Here is a 25,786-nt window from a genome sequence, read left to right as displayed (position 1 = left end):
TATTACACTTCAAATAAGTTAAACAGTACTATAACAGATGGAGGTGGACACAATGATTGAAAACGTAGTAGAGTATTTCCGTAACCTACCTGCAAAACAATGTGCTACTTGTGGCGATAAACTAGAAGAAATGCATGAGTGCTATCAAACGCAATGTGAAAAGTGTAACTCGCAAGCTTAAAGGAGATTTATTAAAAATGAATACGAAACAGTAACCGGGTACCCTGCTTAAAACAGACAAGGTACCCGGATTTTTTTACTTATGGTCATTATGGTCTTCTTCATGGTCCATAGTATCGGTTGAGTTATCTTCCAACACTTCTGACATATCTGGGTCTCCTACGATGAACTCTGTCTTCGGCATGACGTGCATACCGCGAGCTGTTGTGTGCGCAAACATGTAATAGACGCCTTCTGTTTCAAATGTATACGCGACTTCGTAAACGCCATCTTCAATTAATTCACCTTCCAAGGTAGTACCTTGATCGCGCAAACCAGACTCCCATACTTCAAACTTCACTTCTTCTGCATCATTCACCGCTTGCTGTTCTTGCGTGACACGAGCAGACAAAGTAACTTGTTCACCAGGCTCTAGTTGCTTATTTGTTAACACTTCAACTTCCACTACTTCTAGTGAAGGTTCATGCATTCCCTCGTGCGCATCATTTGAACAGCCTGCTAGTGCCAACGTAATGGCTCCAATGACTAAAAATTTCTTCATGCTTTCTCTTCCTTCCATAGGGGAACCGTTACTTTTACAGTAGTTCCTTTCTCTAGTTCACTAAAGATTTCTAACTTCCCGCCAGAAGCCTCTATGAGTTGTTTGACAATTGTTAACCCTAATCCAGATCCTCCATCAGAACGGGTGCGCGCTTCATTCACTCGATAGAATCTTTCTGTAATATGTGGCAAATGGTTGGGCGCTATGCCTACCCCTTCATCTTCGATTTCAAAAATCGCTTCATTTTGTCTGCTAGTCAGACGTATGTGAATACTTTTGCCCTCTATGCTATATGCGATTGCATTATCCACTAGATTGACAAGAATCTGCATCATAGCCTGTTCCTCTGCCTCAATGATGAGGGAATCATCCAGTTCAACTAGTAACGATATAGTTCGTTGCTCTGCTTTTTGTTTTACTATACGAACAGTTTGATGAACAAGTTCAGCTGCTACCAACGGCTCTTTCGCCAGCACCCGATCTTCATTACGTGCGACAGCTAGTAAATCTTCTGTCAACCGCTTCATTCGAGCCGATTCAGATGCCAGTAATTGAAAGACTTCTGGATAATGCTGTGCATCTAAAGATCCCTGTTGCAAAGATTGACTATAGCCCACAAGTGAGCTTAGGGGTGTTCTCAACTCATGAGAGACTGTCGCGAGAAATTGCTTCTTACGTTGGTCTTCTGTTTCAACTGCTTCTGCCATTTGATTAAATGTCGTACTCAACGTCCCAATCTCATCTGATGAATGCACATCTACGCGTACACCATAATTTCCTTGTGCAAAGTCTTCAGTAGCTTTCTGCAAATCATGTAGTGGTTTTAAGACAGATAGGAGAATAAAGCGGCTTATAAAAGCGAACAAAATAAACAATAAACCTCCGCTTACACCCACTAAAACTAGATGGCTCTGTAAGAAATCACGGATGGGAGAAAGCGGAACATAGGAATATAGAATTCCATTCAGCCGCGTGTCTTCTTTGATTGGATAAATGACACTTAATACGTCTCGATCAAAGCGACTTTGATAGCCCCTTTTCACAACTACTTCCCCATTAACCAATCGCTGACGATCCTCTCCTGAAATCAATGCATCATAATCAATTTCAAACGGTAGACAAGCGCTTAATTCACGTGGGTTTCGTACAGCAAAGATTTCCGTAGTGGCATACTGATTGTAGGCATCTACTTCTTCAATAAAGGTGTCTGTTACTGTGCCATCTGCTACTACTGCAAAGTTAGTTGCTTCTTGTTCTAGTGTCTGTTGAACTTCCGCTACATAGATCGATTCATAAAAATAATAGGAAAGAATCGTAATGATACCAATCGATAGAGCTGAAATGGTTACAAAGAGCACCCACACTTTCGTGGATAAACGCTTCATTCCATCACCTCGAATTTGTAGCCGATCCCCCAAACCGTGTGTATAAACTGATCAGCAGGAGACCCTAGTTTTAAACGTAACGTTTTGACATGTGTGTCTACTGTACGTGTAGTTCCTTCGTAATGACTTCCCCAAATATGAGTCAGTAATTCTTCCCGGCTAAAGGCTCGTCCTTCACTTTTCATCAAAAGTATTAGAAGTTCTAACTCTTTTAGTGTCAACTGCTTTTTCTCCCCGTCCATTGACACGGATCTCGATTCTATATTCACATGGAGGCCCGAGCGGAAAAGCTCATGTCCATTCATCGCTTCCACTTTTGAACGTTTTAAAATCGCCTGAATGCGCGCATGCAGTTCTTCACTATCGAACGGTTTTGTCACATAATCATCCACACCGCTCTCAAATCCTTTAAGTAACGATTCCCGATCATCTAGTGCTGTCAGAAATACAATAGGCGTCTCAGAAATTTCACGGATTTTTCGACTCAATTCAAATCCATCCATTTCAGGCATCATACCGTCCACTACGACTAAGTCTATACGCACGGACTTAAGAAGATGCAAAGCCTCTTCTCCGCTTGAAGCAGTAACAACATTGTATCCTTTTTGAGTAAGTTGGAGGTCAAGCAACCTTCTCATGGACTGCTCGTCATCTACGATTAATACAGTTGTCACTTTGATCCCTCCCAGAGTAAAAGTTGCAATGGACCGTCTCCTGTAGGAATAGAATCGACGACTTCCATCTCGTTTATTTTGTACAGTGTATCATCGTCATACCCCGCCAAATAAATAAACTCTTGTGACGCCCCCATTGCAAATGGATTCGATGCTACTTCCATTTCATCAGTTACCGATTGTTCATCTAATCTATATAATTGATTACTTCCATGACTCAATGTATACAGTTCGTCTTTATGCGTTATAAAGGAAATCGGCATAATCGGTGCTTCAATAGTAGTAACAACTTCCCCCGTCTCTTTGTCCAACTGAATCACTTTCGTATTCACTTCAGAACCGCTGCCATGCCCCCCAATGTAAATTGAATCGTTGTGAATTTTGACGCCTTGAGAAGCACGTGGAATTGAAAATTCATCATGTGTCTCCCATTGCACTTGGTCTATTAGTGTCAAATGGTCATCTTGATAATTGACAACGTAGAGCATAGCATCCTGGGACGTTATCGACATCGGATACCTACCTGTTTGAATTTGTTTGATTTCGTTAAATGTAAAATCATAGATGGTAACAGTATTTGTTTGACTATTAGCTAGGTAAAAGCCGTATGCATCGCTATAACCACCGACTGTCCCTTCAGGAGTCTCGACCTCTGCAAGTAGTTCACCTGTTCTCAAGTTGTAAATTCCAGCTGTATCGAGCCCGTACCCGTAAAATAAAATCTGATCTTCAGGCAACAAAATCATTCCGGTATAGGCTCGTTCTAGCTCCCAAGTCTGTCCCAACTTTAATTGTTCTGAGTACGACGACAGTGTTGCATCTAGCTGACTATAAACTAAAATTGTTGGTTCTTCAGAAGCAGTCATCCCCGGGTAGGAAGATGAACAACCGGCTAGAATTAGTAACACAATCAACACAAAAAGTCTTCTCATCCTGTCACCTCGCCTTCTAGTGTACTGGGAAAGTGTGAAAAATGTTTGAAATCCACATGACCAATTTTAAACAGAAGAAAACCACACCTTAAGTTAGATGTGGTTTTAAATAGTCCAGGACGTGGTCTTTTGCACGAATTGCTTGATCGATACAGTCCGGTAACCCAGACCCTTCAAACGACGCTCCTGCCAATTGAATCATTGGAAAATGCGCTGCAAGCTCGGCTTTTGCTTTTAGTAAACGCTCTTTATGACCTACTAAGTATTGTGGCATTGCCTTTTGGTAGCGTGTCACAATTGTAAATTCTGGTTCTCCCGTTATGGAAATCACTTTTCGTAAGTCTTGAAGGACAATTTGCTCAATTTCATGGTCTGGCAATTCGACGATGGACTCGTCACCAGACTTGCCAACGAAACTCCTTAACAAAACTTTATCTTCTGGGGCTGAAGTCGGCCATTTTTTATTGACCCATGTACAAGCCGAGATCGCATAGTCACTTTTTCGTGACACCAAAAATCCTGTCCCCTCTTTTTCTTGCACTACTTGGGACTTTGAAAATGCCATCGCAACAGTAGCCACTGAAGATAGCGGTACTTCATCATAATGCTGTAAGATGCCATGGTCTTCAAATATCTCTGCGAGTTGGTGATGAAGCAACGTGAATATGGCACTATCTACTATCAAGTTGTCGCCCGTTGTAAACACAAGTTTCAATTGATCATCCGATAGCTTATGAACCCCTTGAATTTTTGAGCCCTTTAGAATCGTGACATCTGTCAAGGCATCTTCAAGTGCCTCTACAATCGACTGAAGTCCACCACTAAATGTCTGGAAGATCCCTTGTGGTTTCCGGTTAGCAGCTTGTGGAGTCGAGGAAGCAGGACGTGTCTTTTTCATACCAAGCATTAAACTTCTATGTTTTTTCTCTACTTCGTAGAACTGAGGGAACGTTGCGTGAAGACTGAGTTTATCAATGTCTCCAGAATAAATTCCAGCTAACAATGGTTCAACTAAATTTTCAACTACTTCTGAACCGAAACGACGTCTGAAAAACGTACCGAGTGGTTGATCTTCTTCTATACCTGATCTACTCATCACGAGGTCACCTGCTGCACGGAGTTTACCACTCCATGAGAAAAGTCCAGTTGTTACAAATGGCTTCCATTCAGTAGGAATACCCATAATCGAACCACCAGGTATCGGATGCAATTGATCATTTACAAGAACAAACGATTGTCCGGTTGCATTGTGGACCAGTTGATCCGCGATACCAAGCTCTTGTGCAAGAATTCCCATACTTTTTTTGCGTTCAAGGAAGGAATCCGGCCCGCGTTCGATTGTAAAACCATCTTTGCGAACCGTTTGAATCTTTCCGCCTAAGCGTGAACTGGCTTCAATCAGGTAAATGTCGATTGGTAAGTTTTGTTCACGGCACTGCTTCTGCAGATAGTAGGCAGCCGAAAGACCCGTAATCCCCCCACCAATAATAGCCACTTTTTTTCTGTTCTCAGCCATTTCATTCATCTCTTCCTGTTTCAGATTACTTTGCTAACACTTTATTTACTGCATCAACTGCCGCTTCAATAAATAGAGGATGCGTGTTTGGCATTTCTGGACGGTAGTAATTTGCGTTTAATCGATCACAAACAACTTTACATTCGTAGTCGTTATCATAAAGAACTTCTAAGTGATCCGCTACAAAACCAACCGGCGTGTAGACGAAGCTTCGGTAACCTTTTTCTTCATAGAGCTCTTCTGTTAAATCTTGAACATCTGGTCCAATCCATGGCTCAGGAGTTTGTCCAGCCGATTGCCAGCCGACTTCAACATTCTCAACACCTGTGGATTGTTGAATCAAGCGTGCTGTTTCTTCAAGTTGCTGCGCGTATGGGTCACCATTTGCCAAGATTTTTTCAGGTAGCGAGTGGGCAGACACGACTAAGACAGCTTTCGCGCGCTCTTCTTCAGACATCGCATTGAACGTTTCTGAAATTTTTTGATTCCAGTACTCGATGAATTTTGGCTCATCGTACCAGCTTTCTACAGATTTGATAGCAATGCCATATTTATCCGCTTCTTCTTTTGCGCGGCCATTGTATGACTTGATAGAGAATGTCGAGAAGTGAGGTGCTAATACAATTGACACGGCTTCTTTAATACCGTCTTTTGCCATTGCTTCCACTGCATCTTCTACGAATGGTTCGATGTGCTTCAACCCAATGTATAATACGTAGTCTACTTCATCTTGTGAAGCATTCATTTTTTCATGAATTGCTTTTGCTTGGTCTTCTGTAATTTTTGCTAAAGGAGAAATACCACCAATCGCACGGTAACGTTCTGTTAAGTCGTTTAGCGCCTCTTCACTCGGCTTACGCCCGTGACGAATATGCGTGTAATAACGCTCAATATCTGCTTCTGTATAAGGCGTGCCATACGCCATGACTAGTAATCCAACTTTTTTCTTCATCAAAGACACCTCAATTCGATTTTTGGGAGATCAATTCACGGCTATATGTGTGAACTAAATCTGTTAGTCGCTTTAAAACGTCTGGATCAACTTCTGGGAATACACCGTGGCCTAAATTGAAGATATGGCCAGGATGAGCAACCCCTTGCTCTACGATACGTCGTGCTCGCTTTTCAACTTCATCCCAAGAGCCGATCAAGTACGATGGATCCAAGTTTCCTTGAACCGTTTTTGTAATCCCGCGCTGACGGGCTTCTTCAATGGATAATCTCCAGTCAAGTCCTACAACATCGACCGGTAGATCATGCCATTCGTTAGCCAAGTGACTTGCGCCAACTCCGAATGTAATCAGTGGCACACCTGTTTCACGTAACTCCGTAAAGATGCGTGTCATAACAGGTTTAATGTAAAGACGATAATCTTCTACATTCAATGCCCCTACCCATGAGTCGAAGATTTGAACGGCACTAGCACCCGCTTTTACTTGCGCTTTAATATCGATGATGATCATGTCCGCAAGCTTTTCCATCAGTGCGTACCAAGCTTGTGGTTCAGTGACCATAAATGCTTTTGTTTTGTTGTAGCTTTTTGAAGGTCCACCTTCAATCATATAACTTGCCAGTGTAAATGGTGCACCCGCAAATCCGATTAAAGGCACTGTCAGCTGATCTTTTGTTAGCATTTCAATTGTTTCTAACACGAACGGTACATGCGTCTCCGGATCAAACTGTTGAAGGTTCTCAACATCCGCCACAGAGCGAATCGGATTGGAGATGACTGGTCCGATACCCGCTTTGATTTCAACATCTACACCCATACCAGGAAGTGGTGTCACGATGTCTTTGTACAAAATCGCTGCATCTACGTTGTAGTTATCTACAGGAAGTTTTGTGACGTATGCACAAAGCTCAGGTTGACGCGTAATTTCTTCTAACGAATACTTCTTCTTGATTTCACGATATTCGGGCTGCGATCGGCCAGCTTGTCGCATAAACCACACCGGTGTATGCTCTACTTTTTCGCCACGTGCTGCACGCAATAGCGTGTCATTTGTAATTTTCATTGAAGTCTTTCCTTCCCTACACAATTAGTCTATCTACTACTTTAGAACTTCTCTCATCTATTGTATAGATTTCGAGGCAAAATGTCATAGAATTGTCTTTCTATCAAGCGAAAGTGTTTTCAAATTGTGAACAATGGGAAATACTAAAGTAAAACTAGCCACAGGGGGTACATATATGACTAATTTTTACACAACGTCCGGAACACCAGAATTTATGATAAAGCTTCAGGAGAAATACAGTTCGGAATCGATGCACGTTTTATACGGCTCATCCGGTACACTTCTCATTCATGAAACAACCGGCAAAACAAAGTTTCAAACACCTCGTTCATACGAAGTACTTGCGAGTCACGGCACTTTTGAAGAGAAAGGTTACTTTTACTTCTACCACATTCCTGTTACAGATGAAGGAAGGCCAGTGTTTGAACATGCTGCTCAGCAAATGATGCAAGGTGTGACGAATGAACCTGGATTGTTTGCGCTTCGAATATTACGCCCTAAAAAAGCCGACACATATTTGATTCTTTCCCAGTGGTCAGGTCCTTCAAGTTATAAACAATGGGCAGACCGCCACCTCACGTCACTCGAGACGTTGGCATCAAAACAAAACATTTTCACAAGTTCGCCTTATACACAAACGTACCGTACGAAAAACGACGAAGAAGCAGCCGATTAAGGCTGCTTCTTTTTACGTAGTAAATACCATTCTACAGACACCACAGCTGAAAGTGCCCCAAGCCCCCCAAAAATTGGAGGATGTTGCGACAGTGCAACAAGAAGGCTGATTGCCAGTGGACTATAACTCACAATTCGCACAAAACGGCTGACAGCTTGTGACCTTGTGAGATGTGGTTGCGGATATAACATATCCATCCGAAACAATTGGTTAAACAACAGGCCTTGGTACGTTTGGATTGCAATCGCAAATGTAAAAACGACCATCAAACCTGCCACCACATACGAAAATGAAAGAAATGGGAATACAATTACTAACAGGGCAAGGCGTATCCACATATAAAACAATTCATCTTTACGGACGAAGCTTCGGGTGATTAAGAAGCTGTGTAAATCTTTTTTCGTCAAAATCCCATCTGCCCACGCTCTGCGGGATACTTTACTGCGTACATGTGGCACTTCAGTAAAATAATTTGCAAATTGATAGAAGCGTTGCATCCGTTGTTGTTCAAAATCAATCATTCGATCAAACGGGAATGGAGTCATAGCCATTTTCTTCGTAGCGAGGAAGTATCCTCCGGCTAGTCCCACACAAGCAATGAACAATACTAGATTGCCCACGAGTAGAAAATAAAAAATACCAAACAACAGGAGTGCACGTACGAAAAAATCTAATAGCAAAGCATCCGGTCTACCCCATAGTACATGAAATTTCGTGTGCACATTCCAGTAACTCGCCGCTACCACCACTCCCCCTAGAGCAAGAAGCATAGACGTTTCGAGTTCACCGACACGCGTAAGCAATGGTAGTAACACGACTGTTACGACGAGTGCACGAATGACGACAATGGTGACTGACCAACGCAAAGCAGGTTTCAAATAGAACAGTAGTTTACTTTCCATTGGAAGTAAATAATAGTGATCGGCTTGCTTGAATAACAAGGCGGGCCGATTAGGCACGACAACGAGCATTAATAAACTAGCCGCTACCAAAAATACAGGAAACCCTTCAGGTGGAGTTTTCAACCACTCGCTATAGGAATAACCTGCTGCACCGAGAACAAATAATAGAACGATTGCGATGTGACCGGAAATAATAAATTGCATGTACTTTTGGATATCGAGGAAGTAGCTTTGAAAGCGTTGGCCATAAAGTGACTGTAAATTACGCATACTCTTGCTCCTCAGTCATCGCAATATACAAGTCATCCAGACTCGCCCCGGGCATTCCTAGAGCTTTTCGTAAATCCTCCATCGTACCTGCTGCTCGAATTTTTCCGTTGTGCAGAAGAATCAATTTATCGCAATACTTTTCAGCAGTTGCTAAAACGTGTGTCGTCATAAGAATACCCGCTCCATTTTGTTTGCGCGCTTCAAGTTGATTTAAAAGAGCTCGAATTGCTAGTGGATCAAGACCTACAAACGGTTCATCAATAATATAGAGTGCAGGATTCGCCATGAAAGCAGACATAATCATCACTTTTTGTTTCATTCCCTTAGAAAAATGCGTAGGGAACCATTTTAATCGCTTTTGCATACGAAACTCTTCTAATAAAGCGTCCACTCGCTGTTTTGCTTGGTCTTCATCAATCTCATAAGCAAGGGCAACTAACTCAAGATGTTCTTGCAGTGTTAAATCATCATATAATACAGGTGTTTCAGGAATGTATGTGAATGATTTACGGTAGGCTTCCGATTGCGTTGAAATCGTATGACCATTGATGGAGATCTCACCCGAATGAGGTTGTAATAAACCGATAATGTGTTTAATCGTTGTACTTTTCCCTGCTCCGTTCAAGCCAATCAGTCCGACCAGTTCCCCCGGTTCAACAGTAAAGGAAATGTTATGGATAACTGCTTTTTTGGAATAGCCGCCCGTTACTTTATCTAATTTTAAGAGTGACATCAAAGTGACCCCTTTCACATTTCAATTTAGCATCTTGCTCTATCTCATTCTAGCATATGGTAAACTACAACTAGTCATACGAAAAGGAGTGTTCACGATGTCAGATTGTATTTTTTGCAAATTAATTTCTGGTGAAATCCCGAGTACGAAGATTTATGAAGATGACCATGTATTTGTTTTTATGGACATTATGCCGCTTACTAAAGGCCATATTCTTGTGATTCCAAAAGAACATAAAGAATCTGTTTACGACCTTTCAGAAGAACAAGCAGCAAATCTCTTTCGAGTGGTCCCAAAACTTGCGAAAGCTTTGAAAAAAACCTTCCATCCGGCAGGAATGAACCTATTAAACAATAATGGAGCTCCTGCAGGACAAAGCGTTTTTCATTTCCATTTACACTTAATTCCTCGTTACGATGAGACAGATGGATTTAAAGCAACATGGAGAACGAAAGAAAAAGAATACCCACTTGAGAAGATTCAGGCACTTGCTACTGAATTATCTGAAAATATATAAGCTCTATCTATTGCACTATTAGATGAATGTTGTATACTAATCAATAAGCTTTCGCTTGTAGCAGTGAGTGCATACAAGGAGAGTACGAGTTTAGACATAGCAGAGGAGAGAAAAAAATGAATACAAAAAACTTAGTATTATCCGCAATGTTATTAGGAGTAGGAACTGTCTTATACCTTGTGATCCCAGGGATTAACGGAGGAATGAAGCCCGATTTTCTACTTACAATGATGTTCATCACAATCTTGCTTTCTTTAAATCTTAAACATACAATCGTTGTCGGTCTTGCAACTGGAATTCTTTCTGGATTATTTACAACATTCCCAGGAGGCTTCCTACCAAACGTGATCGACAAATTCATTACAGCATTAGTGTTTTTCGCAGTTGCAGTCGCTATTCAAGGATTCGCTAAAAAGCTTGCCGCGCAAGCAGTTATCACAGCTTTAGGAACAGCACTTTCAGGAGCAATTTTCTTAGCAAGTGCAATTTTCATTATGGGCGCGGACGTTCCATTCGGAGCACTGTATCTTGGTGTCGTTCTGCCAGCTATTGCATTAAATACAATTGCATTTGTGGTCATCTATCCGATTGTTCAGCAGACATTGAAACGTTCAACTTTGCGAACATCTGTAGCCAATTCATAATACGTACTCCCTCCCCCGTATACGGTGGAGGGTTTTTTAATCTATATGGTATTATGTTTATATACATAGGTATGTTGGTATACTTTAAACAACTACATAGTTTGGAAGGCGGGGACAATCCATGGATAAAAGTCGTTTTGTTTGGGGCCTACTTACAGGTGCTGCCGTTTCAGCGACAGCCGTTTTATTATCTGCTCCAAAAAGTGGGCCTGAAGTGCGCAGTCAGCTTCGAGCTACTTCAACAACTATTAAATATGATGTCAATGAGTTGAAGGCACACTTTCAAGAAATGAAAACTTCACTGCAACAATTAATTACGTCTGCAAAAGAAGTAGCACCAGATGCTTTGCAAGGCATGAAAGAAAGTGTGGATACGTGGCAGCGAGAAACTGCACCTATTCAAGCAAAAATCCAACAAGACCTTGAGGCCATTCAAAAATCAATGGATGAAATTCAGCAAGCATTACCGGCAAAAAAATCCGATAAGGCTGGTTGACATCAAAAAGCATTTTCTCTTTTTGTTAGTAAGAGAAGATGCTTTTTATTTTTATTGTCATAATATTATACTCCTATATTTCCGTTTCCCCCTCTCACTTGTTATACTAGAAAGAACTACAGAATCCACTCACTACATAGCCAAATGCACAAAGTCTTCTTCCCAATCCAATAAGAAAAGGTGGCGAACCCTATGTCAGAAAATTATTCTCTAAAAGAAGCAATGATTTTTAGTCAGCGACTTGGTCAATTGTCAAAAGCACTCTGGAAAGCTGTTGAAAAAGATTGGCAAACTTGGATCAAACCATACGACTTGAATATCAATGAGCACCATATTTTGTGGATTGCTTATCATTTAAAAGGTGCCACAATTTCTGATATAGCGAAGTTCGGTGTGATGCATGTTTCTACGGCATTTAACTTCTCGAAAAAGTTGGAGCAACGTGAACTTTTAGCTTTTTCAAAAAGAGAAGACGATAAGCGCAACACTTATGTTACCGTTACAGAAAAAGGCGCAAACTTGTTAGAAGAAATGTATGAAAATTATCACAATACTTCCCATTCAGTCATTGAAGGTTCTCTTCCTATCAAACAACTTTACGGTCGCTTCCCAGAATTTATGGATATGATGGCAGTCATACGCAATATTTACGGGGATGATTTCATGGATATTTTCGAACGATCACTTGCAAATATTGAACATGAATTCGATTTTGACGAAAAAGATGAAAGCGCCATCAAATAATTTACAATTTCCCTCTTGAATTAATTGGTGAAACATCGTATTGTAAACTATTGAACTATCAGTTTAGGGGTGTTTTACATGCAATGCTGGAAAAGCATTAATATCCGCCGTCAGTACGGATATGACCGTTTGTTTTTAATTTCATCTTTTATTGTTTTCTTGATTTTTTCATTCGCATATATTGGCCTGTCTTTTGTAAGTGAAAGCACGCGTTCTAGTGAATATTTCATCATCTTTGTTGCTTCATTTTTAGCAGTATATCCTGTGCACAAGTTGTTGCATTACATTCCCCTCTCTCGTTTAAAGGGGCGTGTGAAATTAAAAAAATCTATGCACTTCGGTGTGATTCCAATGTTTATGATTAAAATTTGTGAACCGATTGGAAAAAGTCGATTCATTTTTGCATTGTTATTGCCGTTTTTAGTGCTATCCACTGTGTTTTTACTAGGAATCTATATATTCCCAGAGTTCGCTCACTACTTCATCTTACTTTTTGCATACCATTGTGGCATGTGTGTCATTGACTTGATTTATGTAAAAGAGTTAATTCGTTCACCTAAGAAGGCTTGGATTGAAGAAATTGAGGATGGTTATGAGATCCTCGTCTCTCCTCGTACGTAACTATTGCTAGCAACTCGTTGTTTTGCTATGATGAAAGAGTTCACGAAGGGAGTTACAGTATGATTATTTTGGCACTACTTGGATTTGCCGCCTTCTATTTCTTTCAAATAAATCGAATGGCACTTGCATTTGTCACGTCTCGCGAACTATCAGAAGAGAAGCAGACAAAAGTATTCCGAATGGTAAATATTTGTATTACTCTATTATTTGTTTCACTTTATGTAAAAATAACATACGCAGTATAGATGGAACGGACGCCAAATGGCATCCGTTCTTTTTTGTTACATTAAGGATGTTGCGCCGACAATAATAAGAAGAATGAAAAGAACGACAATCAAGGCAAAGCCTGAGCCGTTTGAATAGCTATGACCCATTTCAATCACCTCCTTGTCCTTTACAGTATGCGGATGTCTCTGTGAGTGCGTAGGCAAATATGGAACTATTTTGTTTTTTAAACGTTTATGTTATAGTAAGCATTGTCTGAATCTAGTTAGGAGAGATACCAAAATGAAAAAAACATTAATGACAACTGCTCTGGCAGCCTCAATCTTTACTTTAGGCGCATGCTCAGACGAAGAAGCTTCATCACCTGTGGTTGTAAGCTCTGAATATGGCGATATTACTCAAAATGATTTGTACAATGAAATGAAAGCATCTATCGGTGATCAAGCACTTCAATTGTTAATGATTGAAAAAACTCTTGATGCTGAATATGATGTATCCGATGAGCAAGTAGAAGCGGCTTTAGCTGCGGACAAAGAAGAACAAGGTGAAAACTTTGATGCATTCATCGCTCAACAAGGCTATACAGAAGAGTCTTATAAAAAGTTTCTTAAATTGAATCTTCTTCAAGAAGAAGCACTAATTGATGGTGTTGAGGCAACAGAAGAAGAAATTCAAGCGAAATACGATGAGATTAAAACAGAAGTAAATGCTCGTCACATCTTAGTAGAAGATGAAGCTACTGCAAACGAAGTGAAAGAAAAGCTTGATGCAGGCGAAGACTTTGCTGCACTTGCTGCTGAGTATTCAACTGAGCCACAAGCTCAAACTTCTGGTGGCGATTTAGGTTGGTTTGGTCGCGGTGCAATGGTTCCAGCATTTGAAGAAGCAGCGTTTTCTTTAGAGCCTGGCGTTATTAGTGAACCTGTTCAGTCTGATTTTGGTTTCCATATCATTGAAGTAATTGAAAAGCGTGAAACGGAAGAATCTTTCGAGGATATGCGTGAAGAGCTAGAGCGTGAAGTGAAAATTGCGAAAGCAGATTCATCTGCTTTATTCGGTACAGTTGCACAACTAATGAAAGATGCAAATGTTGAAATTCAAGACGAAGAGCTTGAAGGCGCATTAGCAAACTTCTTAGATTATGAGGCTCCAGCTGAAGAAGAAGAAACAAACGAATAATACAAAAAACTCCGATCAGCATGTGATCGGAGTTTTTTTCTAGTGCAGTCTCAATCGACAAGAGGAGGTAGTGCCAGAGATTGAGTTACAAATGGTGTCTGTCACCTTTCATCACCATAAGACTCGCTGTCCTAAACTGTGTTCTATAGATTGTTAAATCAGGCCTTGCGTTAGCACAGCCTGGCACTACTAATGTCAGTTGTAGCTATAAAGGTTATTTCAATTATTATATAGAGGCGAAGCCGAATCTTAAACTTGCAGGTCACAACTTCATCTCAACAAGCACTTGAACTAGCCTGATTCAACTGTAGAAGATTGCGTAAGGGCAAACTAAGAAGAACCGCGCTGGGGCCGCTCGAATCGAGCGGCCCCAGTCCTTTTCTTTCTTAATTTGATCTTGAAAGCAATCGTCGGAAGGTGAATCTGGATTTCTCAAGTATACTTCGCCTTCAAAGTCTACGCTGTCATCTCGCAAAATTTCTGATCAGTCGGCTCCACATCTAAATATCAAACGTAGGTCGGTAGAATGAACGGTTCTCGAGCGGGAATAGGCGTTCTGAGAATTCACCTGGCGTTGTTTTTTCAAGCGCACGATTTAACATCGCCATCTTCGCATCTATATTATCAATATAATGCAGAATTTCAGCCTCACGAAGCATCGGACGTTTCGGGCTTCCCCACTCTTCTTTGCCGTGGTGAGATAGCACCATGTGTTGAAGAAGCATGACTTCTTCCCCTTCGATTTCCAATTCTTTTGCAGCCATCGCAATCTCATTTACCATGATTGAAATATGTCCTAGCAAATTTCCTTCTATTGTATAGCTTGTAGCTACAGGCCCAGAAAGTTCAATGACCTTTCCTACATCGTGTAGTAAAATACCTGAATACAATAAATCTTTATTAAGGCTCGGGTATAACTCCGTTAACGATTTGCCAAGACGTAACATCGACACGACATGGTCCAGTAACCCTGTTGCATAGTCATGGTGATTTCGGGTAGCAGCTGGATACGTTGTGAATGCTTGGTGATGTTTTTTCAAAAGATGACGCGTAAGACGTTGAATGGTTGGATTTGTCATCTCGAAAATATATGGAGTCAATTCATTCATTAACTCTTCCTTAGACTTTTCTGCTGATGGTACAAGATCTGTAATTGTGATCCCTTCTTCATCTTTTACAGGACGGATACTCTTAACACGCAGTTGTAACTTTCCACGGTAGTCGTGGATTTCGCCGCCTACACGAACGATTTTTTGCGCTCCATAAAGACGGGCATGTTCATCTGTCGTGTCCCAAAGTTTCGCCTCAATATCCCCACTTTTATCTTGCAAGACAAGAGACATAAATGGTTTTCCAACTGTTGTAACTCCAACAGTACTTTGCTTTATTAGTAAATAGTGATCGACTGGATCGCCTACTCGAAGTGTTGTAATCCCCTTCATGATTTGCTCCTTTCAGTCTCCATATGCAGCACTTTGTGTGGAGACAGCCACTCATCGCGGCATGTGAAATATAGATAAGGCAATTGATTCTCCTCACTCATCAACCATTGTACCACTTGTTGAAAACGAATCGCATCAAAATGGACAAATGGATCATCCATCAAAATAACAAATGGTTTTTCTTTTGATAGTTCTTCTGCAAGTGCGAATCGTAGCGCTAAATAGGCTTGTTCTTTCGTAGCTTGGCTCAGCTCTTTCATCTCGAAAAGCGTACCATCTTTTGATACTGCTACAAATCGGTTCTCGCTATAACCTAATGATCGGTAGGCACTTGCAGTAAACCGAGCAAACAGCTCACTAGCTCGCTGAATAGTGGCTGGAAAGACATCTTTTTGATAATGCTCATAGTGTGCTTCTATACTTGATGCTATTCCTTGCCACGCAAGATAGTCGATGACCAGTTCTTCTAGCTGTCCTTTTTTTGCTTCGATCTGTTGAAGCAATTTGGCTCTTTGTTCATCACTCACTAGCTGATCAATCTGTTGTTCGATTGTGACAACAGATCGTGTAAGTTCTGTCTGTTCCGATTCTAAACGATCCAGTTCAACGATGAGCTTTGCTTTGTCAAAATCTTTTCGAGCTTTGCCATGCAATCGACGTTTCAATTCTTGAAGCCGCTCCATCTTTTTGGCGGTTTCTTGTGCATCTTTGACTAAGGTGTCGAAAGCATCTCTACTAGGAACGCTATACTTTTCATAGATCGTTTGTAACTGCGCCTCTACTACTTGTTTAGCCTTCTGAGCTTTTTTTCTCTGCTCCACAGTATACATATGTTCAGCTTCTCGCACTTTCAAAAGGCGATAGTCTTCATGAAGCTTTGTAAGTCGTCTTCTAGCCTCTTGGAATACGGATTCAGATTGTGCATGTTGAGGAAACTTTGCCGCAATTTTTGCACGTTCAAGTAGTGTGCTAGTTAAACGCTCTTCGATTTGTCGGTAACTTAGCTGCAGCTGTTGCAACTTGCGTAGTTGATCGAAAATATCTCGCGCTCTATAATTTCCTGTTGGCTTTACACCGTACTCTTTTAAGAAATTGTCTGCTTTATCGCTCTCCACATCACTAAATCGAGAAGGCACAACGATTCCAGCTACAATGAGAACTAGTGAGAGAAGATAGAAGAATAGCCAATCTGTCACAAATCCAAGCACGACAAAAGCTCCAGCTGTCAGTAAAAGAAACTTATATTTCGTATTGTCCCAATTAGATGTGGGTTTGAGTAATGTATCCAGTTGTTGTTCTTTTTGATAAGACAAATCGTACCCTTCCAGTTTTGTTTCCAAGTCGAATGGGTCAATTGCTAAAGCTGCAAGTGCAGGTTGTTGTTCGCGGACGATACCTTCAAGTTGCTCCTCTAATTCGGCAATTTTACTGTGCACTTCCCGCCAAGACGTCTCGTCAGCTAAAATCAATTCTAACTCTTCAATTTCCCGTTCTTTTTCATGCAACTGATTAGCATCAACGGAAGTACTCAAAAGCGTCGTTTCTTTTTGCGTGAGATCCAAAATGCGATTCGAGAGTTCCCGAACGTCGTCTTGGTCGGTTTGGGAGACGTCGACTCTCTCATTTGTAACGTGGAGCAACATTTCATATTCCTCAAATAGTGGATGCAACATCTGCTGTTCTTCCGCTTCAAAAATCTGCTGTTTTGTAAGTCGAATTTCATTTCGAACCTCACCTAGACGATTCTCTACTTGCTGTTGTTGCTGTGTAAGTTCTGCATAATACCGCTCTTGTTCCAACCCTTTCACGAGTTGGTTCTCTAAATCACGCAATTCTTCTAACTGGCGATTGATGTGCGGTTTCTTTCCACCTGGTTTATAGTGCGCTTGTAATTCTTTCGCTGCGTCTTTATTTAACACCGCATAGGGATTCGTACCTGTCGTTCCACTAGCAAAAAAAAGTTCTGTCAGGTCTTCTTGAGAAAGTTGGTGAATTTGCTGCAAGTCAAAAAGGTGAAAAGCATAGACAGATTCTGCTTGTTCTCTTGTTAATCCTTTAAGTAAACTCCGTAGTTCTTCTTCGCCTCCGTAATAGATGCCATTTTCAGTAACAGTAACTACTCCAGAGGACTTCCCTTCCACGCGCTCAATTTGATATAGCTTGTCCTGTAACTCAATTTTCACCCAGCCACCATACCGAACTCCAAATTTAGGTTCTAAACGATTCGCAGACGCACGAGTCGGAAATCCGAAGAAGATTTGCAGAATCGCTTCATAAAGAGAACTCTTCCCTGTTTCATTGTTCCCTACAACCACTGTTTGTGTTGAAAATGAAAATGTACGATCAACATGTTTGCCAAATCCATATAGATGGACTTCGAGAAGTTTCATTGACCACCACTCCGATCAGTAAGAATGGCGTGCATTCGCTCTTTCACTTGATCTTCTAAAGTAGATGAATCAAGTACTTGTTGCATAGCTGTAGGAATCGTTGGTAAAGCAAACTGATTCATCAACTGTTGAAATGCTGGGTCCAGTTCAGTAGTCCAATGCAGGTTTAGATGAGTAATATAAACAGTTTGAATTGTTTGATTCACCTGCTCTAGTATAAATTCTCGCAGTTCGTTTTCGTTCGTCGTCAGCATCCAGTCTTCTTTCGGAGTCTTTATAGTCACTTGTACTAATGTATAAATGTGATCCGTTTTCGGCTCCAGCGCTTTGATTAGTTGTTCTTGGAAGTGATCAATTGACGCTGTCGATTCGAATACAACTTCAATTTCGTCAAATACAACTTGTGAAGCCTTCTGAAATGTAAGGGTAGGCTCACTGTTTGATAGTTCGACATGATAATAGCCTTGAACTCCCTGCTCTTTTCGATTGCGACCTTGTAAAGTCCCTGCGTACGCAATTGCTGGTTTTGTGCTAAGTTGTTGCCTCTTATGGATGTGGCCGAGAGCCCAATAATCATAGGAAGTTTGGCGAAGTTGCTCTAGTGTAAACGGTGCGTATACATCATGTTCTTGTTGTGTTTGCTCACTTCCATGAAGCAAGCCAATCGCATAATCTGCATAGGATTTTCTTGGTGGATACTTTTCAATATAACTTTCAGGAAGATGACGTCGTGGATAACTGAACCCACTAATTTGAACAACTTGTCCATCTATTTCGAGTTCATACGATTCAGGAGTTTCACCAAATATAGTCACATTTGGCGGAAGCTTAAAACGCGTCCAATTCCCTGCCAAATGATCGTGATTTCCATGAATGATATAAACCGGAATATCGTACTGTGCAAGTGTTTCCATAGCTTTCTTAAAATAGGCTTGTGCGCGTAAACTACGGGTTTCACCATCGTAAATATCTCCTGCAAGTAGGATAAAGTCCGGCTTATTCGTAATAGCATCTTGGACGAAGGAATCAAATGCGCCAAACGATGCATTTCGGATGCGTTGTTGCCAGTGTTCCGGCATGCTTTGAATTTTTGCAAAAGGACTCTCTAGATGAAGATCTGCTGCATGAAAGAATCGGATTACCATAGTCTACTCCTTAAATCGAATATTTGTTCTATTATATCATATGGGATTTTTCTGTATACTGATAGTAGAGAGAAAGGGGAAGAAGCACATGCATACGTACACTTTTACTGCGTTTGAAAAAACGGGGAAACTTTTAGCGGAAGAAAAATGGGAATACGCTTCAGATGAAGAAGCGAAACGTCAAGGGGAATCGCGTATTGAAGAACTAGGATACGGGGAAACGACGCATCGCTTAGTCAATACTTCTGGAAAGTTAATTTTATTCCATGTATAGAAGATAGCCGCCTCCTGAGAGAGCGGCTATTTTTTATTGATTGAATTGTGGTTTGCGCTTGTTTACAAAAGCATCGATGCCTTCTAGATGATCCGCTGCAGAACGCATAGCTGTCTGAGCAGCTGCTTCACCTGCAAGAACTTGTTGCAACTCTTTAGTTTTAGTTCCATGTAAAATCTTCTTAGACTCTAGCATAGCTTGAACTGGAGATGCTGTTAGCTGTTTTGTAAAATGATCGAGGGTCGCCTGAAGATGACCATCTTCTACTACTTGATCGACAAGTGTAGCTTCGTGAGCTTGTTGACCCGTCATCATCTTGCCTTCCCAAATAATCTGCTTCGCTTTTGGTACACCCACTCGCTCTTTTAAGAAGAAGTGGCCTCCTCCGTCCGGAACAAGTGCAATGCCTATAAAGTTCATGGCTAGTTTTGCTGATTTTTCAGCTAAAATAAAATCGCTCGCCAATACGAGACTGAACCCTAATCCCGCTGCTGCTCCGTGAACAGCCGCAATTGTAAGTTTTGGTAGCGTGTAATACGCGAGAGCTAACTTTTCAAGTTTACTCATGATATCCCCAATGTCGAACGACCCATCATTTGCAAGCATCGCTTTGATATCTCCACCTGCTGAAAATGCACGACCTTCCCCTTTTAAAACGACAACTTTTGATGTTGTATCGTTATGTAGGTCTGTAAAAAAATTTGTTAGTTCATCAATCATTTGTCCATTCATAGAATTTAGTGCCTCTGGTCGATTGAGCGTGACTGTCAGGACTTCACCTGTTTGATCGATTTTTAGTGTTTCGTATGTCATTGTGATTCCCCTCCCCTAGTATCTATTCGACAGCTTTTGTAAAAGTCCTTTTTTTATTAAATGTGGAGCCGGCTGTTCAGAAATTTTGCGTTGGAGGACTAAAACTGAGCGAACGTTCATCGGATGAATGTGAGATTTATTCTACACTATTCATGATTTATTCTACCCAAATTAATATTTATTCTACCGAAGTCATATTATGGAAACTATTTTTCTGTTTAGGTCTATTCAGAAGAAGAGTGACAGGCACCAAATGGGAACTGTTGGTAAAGGGTGACAGGCACCATGTCTACTTCTTGAATCATCAAAAAAATCCAACCCCGTTAAGCGAGGTTGGATTTACGTCTATTAAAACTGCTCGTATAGCTCTTGAACTGGTTTCAATAAAATACGGTTGATTTCTTCGATTAACTGACTAAGTTTCATTTCAGCTTCTAACATAGCCATAATCTTCTCATTTGACTGAGCAAGTTGTGCTGTCTTCTGAGCGTACTCAAGCTCTTCTCCAGGGATTTCTTCCCCTTTGACTTGCTTTTCTTGTAGTGTCATTTGAATCTTACGGAACGACTCAAAAAGTTCTTTTGCTTCTTGATCGTCTTTCACGGCTTGAATTGCTTCTTTGACTCCTTGCATTTCAGAAGTTGAACGCAATGTTGTCTCTAATTTGTTAATATCGTCATAAATGTTCATCAAAACAGCTCCTAACTATTAATAACGAGGGCAATAATTCCTTGAATGACCCCAATCAGACCTCCAAGAACCCCTCCGAGAATTGTAATCATTTTAAATTCTCTTCTAGACAAGCCTAACACAAGTTCCTCTAATCGCGAAACCGGGAAGGTATTCACTTGCTCTTTTACCACTTGATCGAGCTTCAACTTTTCAAACAGGGCTGGAAGTTCCGCATGCAGGCGCTTAAATGTATAGTCAAAAGCTTTTGGCAAAATCGAATCGCTCACCACTGCTCCAATTGTTGGGAAGAAGTGTGTAACTGGTTTTTCCAATTGCTCCTCAATTGCGACTTGTTTATGGATATACGCCTTGATTTGCTCTACTACTGGTGCAGCATCAAAGCCGTTCAACAACTCAACTAAAGGACGCTCTTTAATTTTGTCCCATTCTTGTACAAGAAGATTTGTAATCAATGTTTGGGTGGAAGGAGCATCTAGAAATTTCTTGATTTCTGGCTGTAATTTGTTCGCAAGTGTATTGGAATCGCCAACCATCATAAGAATCATATTTCCAAAAGTGCCTTTAGAGGCAAGAAAATCATCCACTAATTGTTTAAGTGTACGATTGCCTTCTGGTGATTCGATGAAGTCGGTTCCTTTTTGAAGAATGGAAGATGTGAGCTCTGGTAACTTCGCTTCCACTTTTAGCTGCCAAGCTACTGGCAATACGGTTTGGACTGTGCCCGTCTGAAGCTTATCCGTAATTTTCAGGGCTTGAAAATCCACTTGGCTATCAATTAAGTCTTTCACAGAACCCGTTACATTTTTTAGTTCTGCACGTTCAAGCCACTTAGATATTGGTGTCGTCTCAAATCCAAGACCAGAAGTAATTTGTTCCTCAACAACACGTTGAATTCTCCCTTGAACTTCTTTGTTTAAGTACCGCTTCTCGATGAGTTCTGGCGTCAATAAATAATGGATGACCAGTTTCCCTAGCTGAGAAGCCAGTTCTTCTCTGCGTTTTGGAATAAGTCCTGGGGTAAATGGAACACGCCACTTCCCAATATATTTTGCTTCGTATGGTCGAAATAACATTTTGATGGCAATGTGATTTGTAAATGCGCCGATGACAGCTCCAATGAGAGCCATGAAGACGATAGTTGTTACGATTTCCATGTCATTCACCTTTTTCTTTAGTCTCTAGGTGATAGTATACCAAAAAGGTTGTGGCGAAGGTGTTTTTAGTACCATTACTTTATAAAAGTCCGCAGCTTCCAATTCCTCTTCCCATGCTTGCAGTAAAAATGTCCGAACAGATTCTATTGGCTTAGGCTTTTCAATACCTGTGACATAGCGGCCAGTTTGTAAGAAATACAATTGTTGAAACATCTCATAGTGCGACTTCTCATCTTCATATATGGCGGATTACTTTTTTCCAAAATGGATCTTCGGTCAATTGTTCCAATTGTCGATAGGAATAGTACGCTTGGTATTCATCCCGAATCGCTTTTTCTAATTCATTACTCATAGACGAACCTCCTCATAGAAACACAATATGCTACACTTATTGTAGCTAGGAAAGGAGTGTCTTTATGTTACAACACTTTAGTTATCAATCCCTTTATGAAAACAAGTCGCTCCCTGGGTGGGAGATCAGTTTTTATTATCGTCAACAAAAGTATCGTGGAATTTACGAGAAGGATGGCACGATTCAGTGGTTGGATGGTGTTCCGGAAGATGAGGACAAGGTGAAGTCTTTTATCCATGAGTTAATGGTTTTTCATGTTTATGATTGAGTTTTAGATGTGGAGAACGCCGCTCTAGAAACTCCGAGGAAATCAGACGTGCCCGTGAAGGCTCTTTTCAGCCTTTACGGGTGCGGCTGATTCCGGAGCGTGTTTCTGGCGTTCGGAACTCGATTCCATTTAGATGTGGAGCCGACTGTTCAAGACGTTGCGTTCCGCATATCAAGAACTGAGCGAACGTTCATCGGACGAATGCGCGATTTATTGAACACTATTCATGATTTATTCTACCCAAATCAATATTTGTTCTACCGAAGTCATATTATGGAAACTTTTTTCGATTTTAAGTGGTATCTCAAGAAAAGAAGAAGAGTGACAGGCACCAAATGGAAACAGTTGGTAAAGAGTGACAGGCACCTATGAAACCTTGGTACAAAAAAACCAGCAGCTCTCTCAATCTTAATTAAGAGAAACTACTGGTTTTTTGTTATGAGTATTTACGAAGAAGCTGATAGATACGCGATTTAATTTCAGAAGTCTCGTGCTTGTGTACTGTCAACGGGACAAATGTTTCATCCTGATCCATCGCTTCTGCTAAGAAACCTCCGAACCCGCGAGCCTTTCGATCAATTTGAAGAAGCAGCTCTGCTTTTTCTGGAGTTTGACTTAAAAAGACCACTTCCACTTCATCTAACTTTCCGTAAAACTCTCCAGTCATTGGCACGTATTCAAATTCCTGCATGAATGGATAGACACCTCTGTATTTTCTTGATGCTTGTTCACACTCTGCTTTACGTAAACGGAAACCTAGATTTTCAATCTCTTTCAACACCGTATTGGCAAGGGTGGTAGGTTCTACTTGAATATAGTCTTTATCAGTCGGATCCACAGCTGAGGCAATATCTAACATTGTCTGAATCCAGACACGTGTGGCCCCTTTTGTGACAGGCGTATCAAAAGGAAGGACGAATGAGAATGGAATTTCTTTTTCTTCATTCGCGGCAAGTGTAAATCCATCTAAAACTTTGTGCTTTTGAATCATTGCTTTGTCTGTAAACTTTCGATCATCTGATTCACGAATATAGGTCGTATAGACGGCTAGATATAGAGCATCAATTTTTTGCTCTGTCTTCCCTCCATAAATCTTGACCACGCCTTCCATCACTTCTCCTGCATGAAATACTGCTTTCGAGAGAACTGTATCGACTTTTGCTGAACCTACACCAATACTTGCTAACATTTTGTTGAATAAAGACATGAGAAACGCTCCTTTACGTTAGATTACTTACTAGTACGTTTGAGAAAATAAGAAAGTTTCACGCTAGTTGGGCAGTTCCGGCTTGGAGACGATACATTTTTTCATATTGACCACCAAGTGCAATCAATTCGTCGTGATTTCCGTTCTCAACAATCTCACCTTTATCAAGCACTAAGATTCGGTCGGCATTTTTAATGGTTGATAAGCGGTGCGCAATAATGAATGTTGTACGTCCTTTTTTCAGCACATCCATTGCATGTTGGATCAACTCTTCAGTCTCTGTATCAATATTCGACGTTGCTTCATCTAAAATTAAAATAGCTGGATTGAAGGCTAAAGCACGTGCAAATGAAATCAGCTGACGTTGCCCAGAAGACAACGTACTCCCTTTTTCAACGACTGGCGTATCCAGACCGAGTGCTAGATTCTTCAGTATACGGTCCCCACCAACAGCTGCAATTGCCTCTTCCACTTGACGACGTGAAATACGTGGGTCATCTAAGCTGATGTTCGAAGCAATCGTTCCCGTGAAGAGATAAGGGTCTTGTAGTACGATTCCCATATGTTCACGAACTGCTTGACGAGAAAGAGACGTCATATCTTGACCGTCTATATAAATTTTGCCTTTTGACGGGTCATAGAAACGGAACAATAAATTCATGATTGAACTCTTCCCTGATCCTGTATGACCAACAAGCGCTACTGTCTCTCCTTTGTTTGCCGAGAAGTTTAAATTCTTCAATACATACTCTTCATCTTTATACGCAAACCAGACATCTTCGACGACGACATTTCCTTGATAGCGAGGAACTCGTTGTTCAGATACTTGCTCTCCTGGTTCATCAAGAAGTTCAAATACGCGTGTTCCCGCCACGAGAGAGCGCTCTAGTTGTGAAAACTGATTCACGATTCCAGTCAATGGGTTGAACAACCGTGTGATGTAATCGACAAATGCGTAAAGTGTTCCTGCCGTCACGGCTGCTTCTGCTCCTACAGAGGCTGCTCCAAAATAAAGAATAAAGCCGAGGAACATCATGTTACGGAGCACAAATACTAAATTAAATGATGTGGCTGAATCAAGTTTTAACAGTTTGCTTTGATACTTAAAGTGACTTTCATTCATTTCTTCGAATTCACGAGCCATTTGTTTTTCACGACGAAACGCTTGGATGATTGACATCCCTTGAATCGATTCATTAATCATCGCATTCATATCAGCCAGTTTTGTACGAACGATATGATTGTAGTTCGACGCATATTTTCGGTACAGAATCATCCAAATATAAACTAAGGGAACAATCACTAGCGCCATCGCGGCCAGGCGTACATCTAAAATGAATAGTGCTACATAAACTCCAGTAATCGAAATGATACTTGTCGCAAACTGAGAAAGCACTTGTACGTATAGATTACGAATGGCCTCCGTGTCATTTGTTACGCGTGCCACAATCTTTCCTGCTGGTAATCGGTCAAAGTAATGAACCGGTACACGCTGTATGTGCTTAAATACGTCATTTCGTAAATGTTGGACGACGCGGTTAGCTCCAATCTGTAACTGAATATACATGAAGTAGCGAAATACGGCCGCAACAATTTGTAATCCGAAGAATACTGCGAGTAACTGTGCAACGACAACAAAGTCGATTTGCTCAGCTGTAATTTGTGTATCAATAATATATTTTGCAATGAATGGACCAATCAGATCCACGATAACTGCGATTGTTAGTAGTCCAAGTCCGCTAAGAATCGTCTTTTTATACTTTAATGCATAGAGATAAAGTCGTTTTGAGGTCGTCAT

The 25,786-nt window shown here is 40.9% G+C and carries 30 protein-coding genes; 11 read left to right on the top strand and 19 right to left on the bottom strand.

Annotated elements, in window-relative coordinates:
* The first annotated feature begins 52 nt into the window (after positions 1-52).
* Positions 53-181 (top strand): protein YhfH, encoded by a 129-nt coding sequence (gene yhfH / locus ACF3OH_RS04605; protein ID WP_204588830.1) that lies wholly within the window; start codon positions 53-55, stop codon positions 179-181.
* Positions 182-256: 75 nt separating this feature from the next.
* Here the strand turns inward: yhfH and ACF3OH_RS04600 are convergent, their stop codons facing one another.
* From ACF3OH_RS04600 to hemE, 7 genes are all read right to left on the bottom strand, one after another.
* Entirely contained in the window at positions 257-721 is a 465-nt protein-coding gene (locus ACF3OH_RS04600) for a FixH family protein (protein WP_392456003.1), read from the bottom strand.
* Entirely contained in the window at positions 718-2,106 is a 1,389-nt protein-coding gene (locus ACF3OH_RS04595; RefSeq protein ID WP_392456002.1) for a sensor histidine kinase, read from the bottom strand. The genes ACF3OH_RS04600 and ACF3OH_RS04595 overlap by 4 nt, the downstream gene beginning before the upstream one ends.
* Positions 2,103-2,780: a response regulator transcription factor gene (locus ACF3OH_RS04590; protein ID WP_392456001.1), complete on the bottom strand. Its 678-nt coding sequence runs from the start codon at positions 2,778-2,780 to the stop codon at positions 2,103-2,105. Before ACF3OH_RS04590 ends, ACF3OH_RS04595 begins: the two co-directional genes overlap by 4 nt.
* Entirely contained in the window at positions 2,777-3,712 is a 936-nt protein-coding gene (locus ACF3OH_RS04585; protein WP_392456000.1) for a YncE family protein, read from the bottom strand. The genes ACF3OH_RS04590 and ACF3OH_RS04585 overlap by 4 nt, the downstream gene beginning before the upstream one ends.
* A gap of 88 nt (positions 3,713-3,800) precedes the next feature.
* Positions 3,801-5,228 carry a protoporphyrinogen oxidase gene (gene hemY / locus ACF3OH_RS04580; RefSeq protein ID WP_392455998.1) on the bottom strand — a complete coding sequence of 476 codons (1,428 nt, stop codon included), beginning with the start codon at positions 5,226-5,228 and terminating at the stop codon, positions 3,801-3,803.
* A gap of 25 nt (positions 5,229-5,253) precedes the next feature.
* Positions 5,254-6,183, bottom strand: a complete 930-nt coding sequence (gene hemH / locus ACF3OH_RS04575) for a ferrochelatase (RefSeq protein WP_392455997.1) — start codon at positions 6,181-6,183, stop codon at positions 5,254-5,256.
* Between the two features lie 7 nt (positions 6,184-6,190).
* On the bottom strand, positions 6,191-7,243 hold the full coding sequence (hemE, locus tag ACF3OH_RS04570; RefSeq protein ID WP_392455995.1) for a uroporphyrinogen decarboxylase: 1,053 nt from the start codon (positions 7,241-7,243) through the stop codon (positions 6,191-6,193).
* A gap of 175 nt (positions 7,244-7,418) precedes the next feature.
* Between hemE and ACF3OH_RS04565 the strand changes: the two genes are divergently transcribed.
* Positions 7,419-7,919 carry an antibiotic biosynthesis monooxygenase family protein gene (locus ACF3OH_RS04565; protein WP_392455993.1) on the top strand — a complete coding sequence of 167 codons (501 nt, stop codon included), beginning with the start codon at positions 7,419-7,421 and terminating at the stop codon, positions 7,917-7,919.
* Here ACF3OH_RS04565 and ACF3OH_RS04560 read toward each other — a convergent pair.
* Together ACF3OH_RS04560 and ACF3OH_RS04555 are read right to left on the bottom strand one after the other, a co-directional pair.
* Positions 7,916-9,091, bottom strand: a complete 1,176-nt coding sequence (locus ACF3OH_RS04560; RefSeq protein WP_392455992.1) for an ABC transporter permease — start codon at positions 9,089-9,091, stop codon at positions 7,916-7,918. The genes ACF3OH_RS04565 and ACF3OH_RS04560 overlap by 4 nt on opposite strands.
* On the bottom strand, positions 9,084-9,827 hold the full coding sequence (locus ACF3OH_RS04555) for an ABC transporter ATP-binding protein (protein WP_392455991.1): 744 nt from the start codon (positions 9,825-9,827) through the stop codon (positions 9,084-9,086). The genes ACF3OH_RS04560 and ACF3OH_RS04555 overlap by 8 nt, the downstream gene beginning before the upstream one ends.
* 94 nt (positions 9,828-9,921) lie before the next feature.
* On the opposite strand from ACF3OH_RS04555, the gene ACF3OH_RS04550 reads away from it, so the two are divergent.
* From ACF3OH_RS04550 to ACF3OH_RS04525, 6 genes are all read left to right on the top strand, one after another.
* The gene (locus tag ACF3OH_RS04550; protein WP_392455990.1) at positions 9,922-10,341 is read left to right on the top strand and encodes an HIT family protein; all 420 of its coding nucleotides are present in this window, start codon (positions 9,922-9,924) and stop codon (positions 10,339-10,341) included.
* 116 nt (positions 10,342-10,457) lie between these two features.
* Positions 10,458-10,985 (top strand): tryptophan transporter, encoded by a 528-nt coding sequence (locus ACF3OH_RS04545; protein WP_204588819.1) that lies wholly within the window; start codon positions 10,458-10,460, stop codon positions 10,983-10,985.
* Positions 10,986-11,106: 121 nt separating this feature from the next.
* Positions 11,107-11,481, top strand: coding sequence for a YtxH domain-containing protein (locus ACF3OH_RS04540; protein WP_392455988.1), 375 nt, complete (start codon positions 11,107-11,109; stop codon positions 11,479-11,481).
* 192 nt (positions 11,482-11,673) lie between these two features.
* Positions 11,674-12,225: an HTH-type transcriptional regulator Hpr gene (locus ACF3OH_RS04535; protein ID WP_204588817.1), complete on the top strand. Its 552-nt coding sequence runs from the start codon at positions 11,674-11,676 to the stop codon at positions 12,223-12,225.
* 78 nt (positions 12,226-12,303) lie between these two features.
* Positions 12,304-12,846 carry a DUF3267 domain-containing protein gene (locus tag ACF3OH_RS04530; RefSeq protein WP_392455986.1) on the top strand — a complete coding sequence of 181 codons (543 nt, stop codon included), beginning with the start codon at positions 12,304-12,306 and terminating at the stop codon, positions 12,844-12,846.
* Positions 12,847-12,905: 59 nt separating this feature from the next.
* The gene (locus ACF3OH_RS04525; RefSeq protein ID WP_204588815.1) at positions 12,906-13,091 is read left to right on the top strand and encodes a hypothetical protein; all 186 of its coding nucleotides are present in this window, start codon (positions 12,906-12,908) and stop codon (positions 13,089-13,091) included.
* Between the two features lie 36 nt (positions 13,092-13,127).
* On the opposite strand, the gene ACF3OH_RS04520 is transcribed toward ACF3OH_RS04525, so the two are convergent.
* Positions 13,128-13,220, bottom strand: a complete 93-nt coding sequence (locus tag ACF3OH_RS04520; protein ID WP_392455985.1) for a YjcZ family sporulation protein — start codon at positions 13,218-13,220, stop codon at positions 13,128-13,130.
* A gap of 133 nt (positions 13,221-13,353) precedes the next feature.
* On the opposite strand from ACF3OH_RS04520, the gene ACF3OH_RS04515 reads away from it, so the two are divergent.
* Positions 13,354-14,250 (top strand): peptidylprolyl isomerase, encoded by an 897-nt coding sequence (locus ACF3OH_RS04515; protein ID WP_392455984.1) that lies wholly within the window; start codon positions 13,354-13,356, stop codon positions 14,248-14,250.
* A gap of 500 nt (positions 14,251-14,750) precedes the next feature.
* Here the strand turns inward: ACF3OH_RS04515 and yhaM are convergent, their stop codons facing one another.
* From yhaM to ACF3OH_RS04500, 3 genes are read right to left on the bottom strand one after another with little or no spacing between them, the layout of a single operon-like run.
* Positions 14,751-15,692, bottom strand: a complete 942-nt coding sequence (yhaM, locus tag ACF3OH_RS04510; RefSeq protein WP_392455982.1) for a 3'-5' exoribonuclease YhaM — start codon at positions 15,690-15,692, stop codon at positions 14,751-14,753.
* Positions 15,689-18,082, bottom strand: a complete 2,394-nt coding sequence (locus ACF3OH_RS04505) for an AAA family ATPase (RefSeq protein WP_392455981.1) — start codon at positions 18,080-18,082, stop codon at positions 15,689-15,691. Before ACF3OH_RS04505 ends, yhaM begins: the two co-directional genes overlap by 4 nt.
* Positions 18,079-19,227, bottom strand: coding sequence for an exonuclease SbcCD subunit D (locus ACF3OH_RS04500; RefSeq protein WP_392455980.1), 1,149 nt, complete (start codon positions 19,225-19,227; stop codon positions 18,079-18,081). Before ACF3OH_RS04500 ends, ACF3OH_RS04505 begins: the two co-directional genes overlap by 4 nt.
* 88 nt (positions 19,228-19,315) lie before the next feature.
* Here ACF3OH_RS04500 and ACF3OH_RS04495 point away from each other — a divergent pair, with 88 nt between their 5' ends.
* The gene (locus ACF3OH_RS04495; protein WP_204588810.1) at positions 19,316-19,501 is read left to right on the top strand and encodes a YhzD family protein; all 186 of its coding nucleotides are present in this window, start codon (positions 19,316-19,318) and stop codon (positions 19,499-19,501) included.
* 33 nt (positions 19,502-19,534) lie between these two features.
* Here ACF3OH_RS04495 and ACF3OH_RS04490 read toward each other — a convergent pair whose 3' ends face one another.
* The 4 genes from ACF3OH_RS04490 to ACF3OH_RS04475 form a co-directional block, all read right to left on the bottom strand.
* Positions 19,535-20,314, bottom strand: coding sequence for an enoyl-CoA hydratase (locus ACF3OH_RS04490; protein ID WP_392455979.1), 780 nt, complete (start codon positions 20,312-20,314; stop codon positions 19,535-19,537).
* Positions 20,315-20,662: 348 nt separating this feature from the next.
* A complete protein-coding gene (locus ACF3OH_RS04485; RefSeq protein ID WP_204588808.1) occupies positions 20,663-21,004 on the bottom strand; it encodes a YlbF family regulator in 342 nt (113 codons plus the stop codon).
* Between the two features lie 11 nt (positions 21,005-21,015).
* The gene (locus tag ACF3OH_RS04480) at positions 21,016-22,161 is read right to left on the bottom strand and encodes a DUF445 domain-containing protein (RefSeq protein WP_392455978.1); all 1,146 of its coding nucleotides are present in this window, start codon (positions 22,159-22,161) and stop codon (positions 21,016-21,018) included.
* A 24-nt stretch (positions 22,162-22,185) separates the two neighbouring features.
* Positions 22,186-22,374 (bottom strand): hypothetical protein, encoded by a 189-nt coding sequence (locus tag ACF3OH_RS04475; RefSeq protein ID WP_392455976.1) that lies wholly within the window; start codon positions 22,372-22,374, stop codon positions 22,186-22,188.
* Positions 22,375-22,577: 203 nt separating this feature from the next.
* Between ACF3OH_RS04475 and ACF3OH_RS04470 the strand changes: the two genes are divergently transcribed.
* Positions 22,578-22,781: a DUF5342 family protein gene (locus ACF3OH_RS04470; RefSeq protein ID WP_392455974.1), complete on the top strand. Its 204-nt coding sequence runs from the start codon at positions 22,578-22,580 to the stop codon at positions 22,779-22,781.
* Between the two features lie 436 nt (positions 22,782-23,217).
* Here the strand turns inward: ACF3OH_RS04470 and ACF3OH_RS04465 are convergent, their stop codons facing one another.
* Both ACF3OH_RS04465 and ACF3OH_RS04460 read right to left on the bottom strand, forming a co-directional pair.
* The gene (locus tag ACF3OH_RS04465; RefSeq protein WP_392455972.1) at positions 23,218-23,988 is read right to left on the bottom strand and encodes a sporulation protein; all 771 of its coding nucleotides are present in this window, start codon (positions 23,986-23,988) and stop codon (positions 23,218-23,220) included.
* A gap of 58 nt (positions 23,989-24,046) precedes the next feature.
* A complete protein-coding gene (locus ACF3OH_RS04460) occupies positions 24,047-25,786 on the bottom strand; it encodes an ABC transporter ATP-binding protein (protein ID WP_392455969.1) in 1,740 nt (579 codons plus the stop codon).

It is taken from the genome of Chryseomicrobium aureum (genome assembly GCF_043182735.1).
Classification (GTDB): domain Bacteria; phylum Bacillota; class Bacilli; order Bacillales_A; family Planococcaceae; genus Chryseomicrobium; species Chryseomicrobium aureum.
Note: the sequence above shows the minus strand (reverse complement) of the source record. Positions and strands in the feature narration are given on the sequence as shown.

Coding starts and splice junctions, on each gene's coding strand:
- ACF3OH_RS04535 (WP_204588817.1), top strand. CDS start 11,674: ATGTCAGAAAATTATTCTCTAAAAGAAGCAATGATTTTTAGTCAGCGA.
- ACF3OH_RS04490 (WP_392455979.1), bottom strand. CDS start 20,314: ATGACATACGAAACACTAAAAATCGATCAAACAGGTGAAGTCCTGACA.
- ACF3OH_RS04530 (WP_392455986.1), top strand. CDS start 12,304: ATGCAATGCTGGAAAAGCATTAATATCCGCCGTCAGTACGGATATGAC.
- ACF3OH_RS04465 (WP_392455972.1), bottom strand. CDS start 23,988: ATGTCTTTATTCAACAAAATGTTAGCAAGTATTGGTGTAGGTTCAGCA.
- ACF3OH_RS04585 (WP_392456000.1), bottom strand. CDS start 3,712: ATGAGAAGACTTTTTGTGTTGATTGTGTTACTAATTCTAGCCGGTTGT.
- ACF3OH_RS04470 (WP_392455974.1), top strand. CDS start 22,578: ATGTTACAACACTTTAGTTATCAATCCCTTTATGAAAACAAGTCGCTC.
- ACF3OH_RS04560 (WP_392455992.1), bottom strand. CDS start 9,091: ATGCGTAATTTACAGTCACTTTATGGCCAACGCTTTCAAAGCTACTTC.
- ACF3OH_RS04460 (WP_392455969.1), bottom strand. CDS start 25,786: ATGACGACCTCAAAACGACTTTATCTCTATGCATTAAAGTATAAAAAG.
- ACF3OH_RS04520 (WP_392455985.1), bottom strand. CDS start 13,220: ATGGGTCATAGCTATTCAAACGGCTCAGGCTTTGCCTTGATTGTCGTT.
- yhfH (WP_204588830.1), top strand. CDS start 53: ATGATTGAAAACGTAGTAGAGTATTTCCGTAACCTACCTGCAAAACAA.
- ACF3OH_RS04550 (WP_392455990.1), top strand. CDS start 9,922: ATGTCAGATTGTATTTTTTGCAAATTAATTTCTGGTGAAATCCCGAGT.
- hemY (WP_392455998.1), bottom strand. CDS start 5,228: ATGGCTGAGAACAGAAAAAAAGTGGCTATTATTGGTGGGGGGATTACG.
- ACF3OH_RS04485 (WP_204588808.1), bottom strand. CDS start 21,004: ATGAACATTTATGACGATATTAACAAATTAGAGACAACATTGCGTTCA.
- ACF3OH_RS04525 (WP_204588815.1), top strand. CDS start 12,906: ATGATTATTTTGGCACTACTTGGATTTGCCGCCTTCTATTTCTTTCAA.
- ACF3OH_RS04505 (WP_392455981.1), bottom strand. CDS start 18,082: ATGAAACTTCTCGAAGTCCATCTATATGGATTTGGCAAACATGTTGAT.
- ACF3OH_RS04565 (WP_392455993.1), top strand. CDS start 7,419: ATGACTAATTTTTACACAACGTCCGGAACACCAGAATTTATGATAAAG.
- ACF3OH_RS04495 (WP_204588810.1), top strand. CDS start 19,316: ATGCATACGTACACTTTTACTGCGTTTGAAAAAACGGGGAAACTTTTA.
- hemE (WP_392455995.1), bottom strand. CDS start 7,243: ATGAAAATTACAAATGACACGCTATTGCGTGCAGCACGTGGCGAAAAA.
- ACF3OH_RS04475 (WP_392455976.1), bottom strand. CDS start 22,374: ATGTTTCAACAATTGTATTTCTTACAAACTGGCCGCTATGTCACAGGT.
- ACF3OH_RS04480 (WP_392455978.1), bottom strand. CDS start 22,161: ATGGAAATCGTAACAACTATCGTCTTCATGGCTCTCATTGGAGCTGTC.
- ACF3OH_RS04595 (WP_392456002.1), bottom strand. CDS start 2,106: ATGAAGCGTTTATCCACGAAAGTGTGGGTGCTCTTTGTAACCATTTCA.
- ACF3OH_RS04540 (WP_392455988.1), top strand. CDS start 11,107: ATGGATAAAAGTCGTTTTGTTTGGGGCCTACTTACAGGTGCTGCCGTT.
- yhaM (WP_392455982.1), bottom strand. CDS start 15,692: ATGAAGGGGATTACAACACTTCGAGTAGGCGATCCAGTCGATCACTAT.
- ACF3OH_RS04545 (WP_204588819.1), top strand. CDS start 10,458: ATGAATACAAAAAACTTAGTATTATCCGCAATGTTATTAGGAGTAGGA.
- ACF3OH_RS04500 (WP_392455980.1), bottom strand. CDS start 19,227: ATGGTAATCCGATTCTTTCATGCAGCAGATCTTCATCTAGAGAGTCCT.
- ACF3OH_RS04600 (WP_392456003.1), bottom strand. CDS start 721: ATGAAGAAATTTTTAGTCATTGGAGCCATTACGTTGGCACTAGCAGGC.
- ACF3OH_RS04515 (WP_392455984.1), top strand. CDS start 13,354: ATGAAAAAAACATTAATGACAACTGCTCTGGCAGCCTCAATCTTTACT.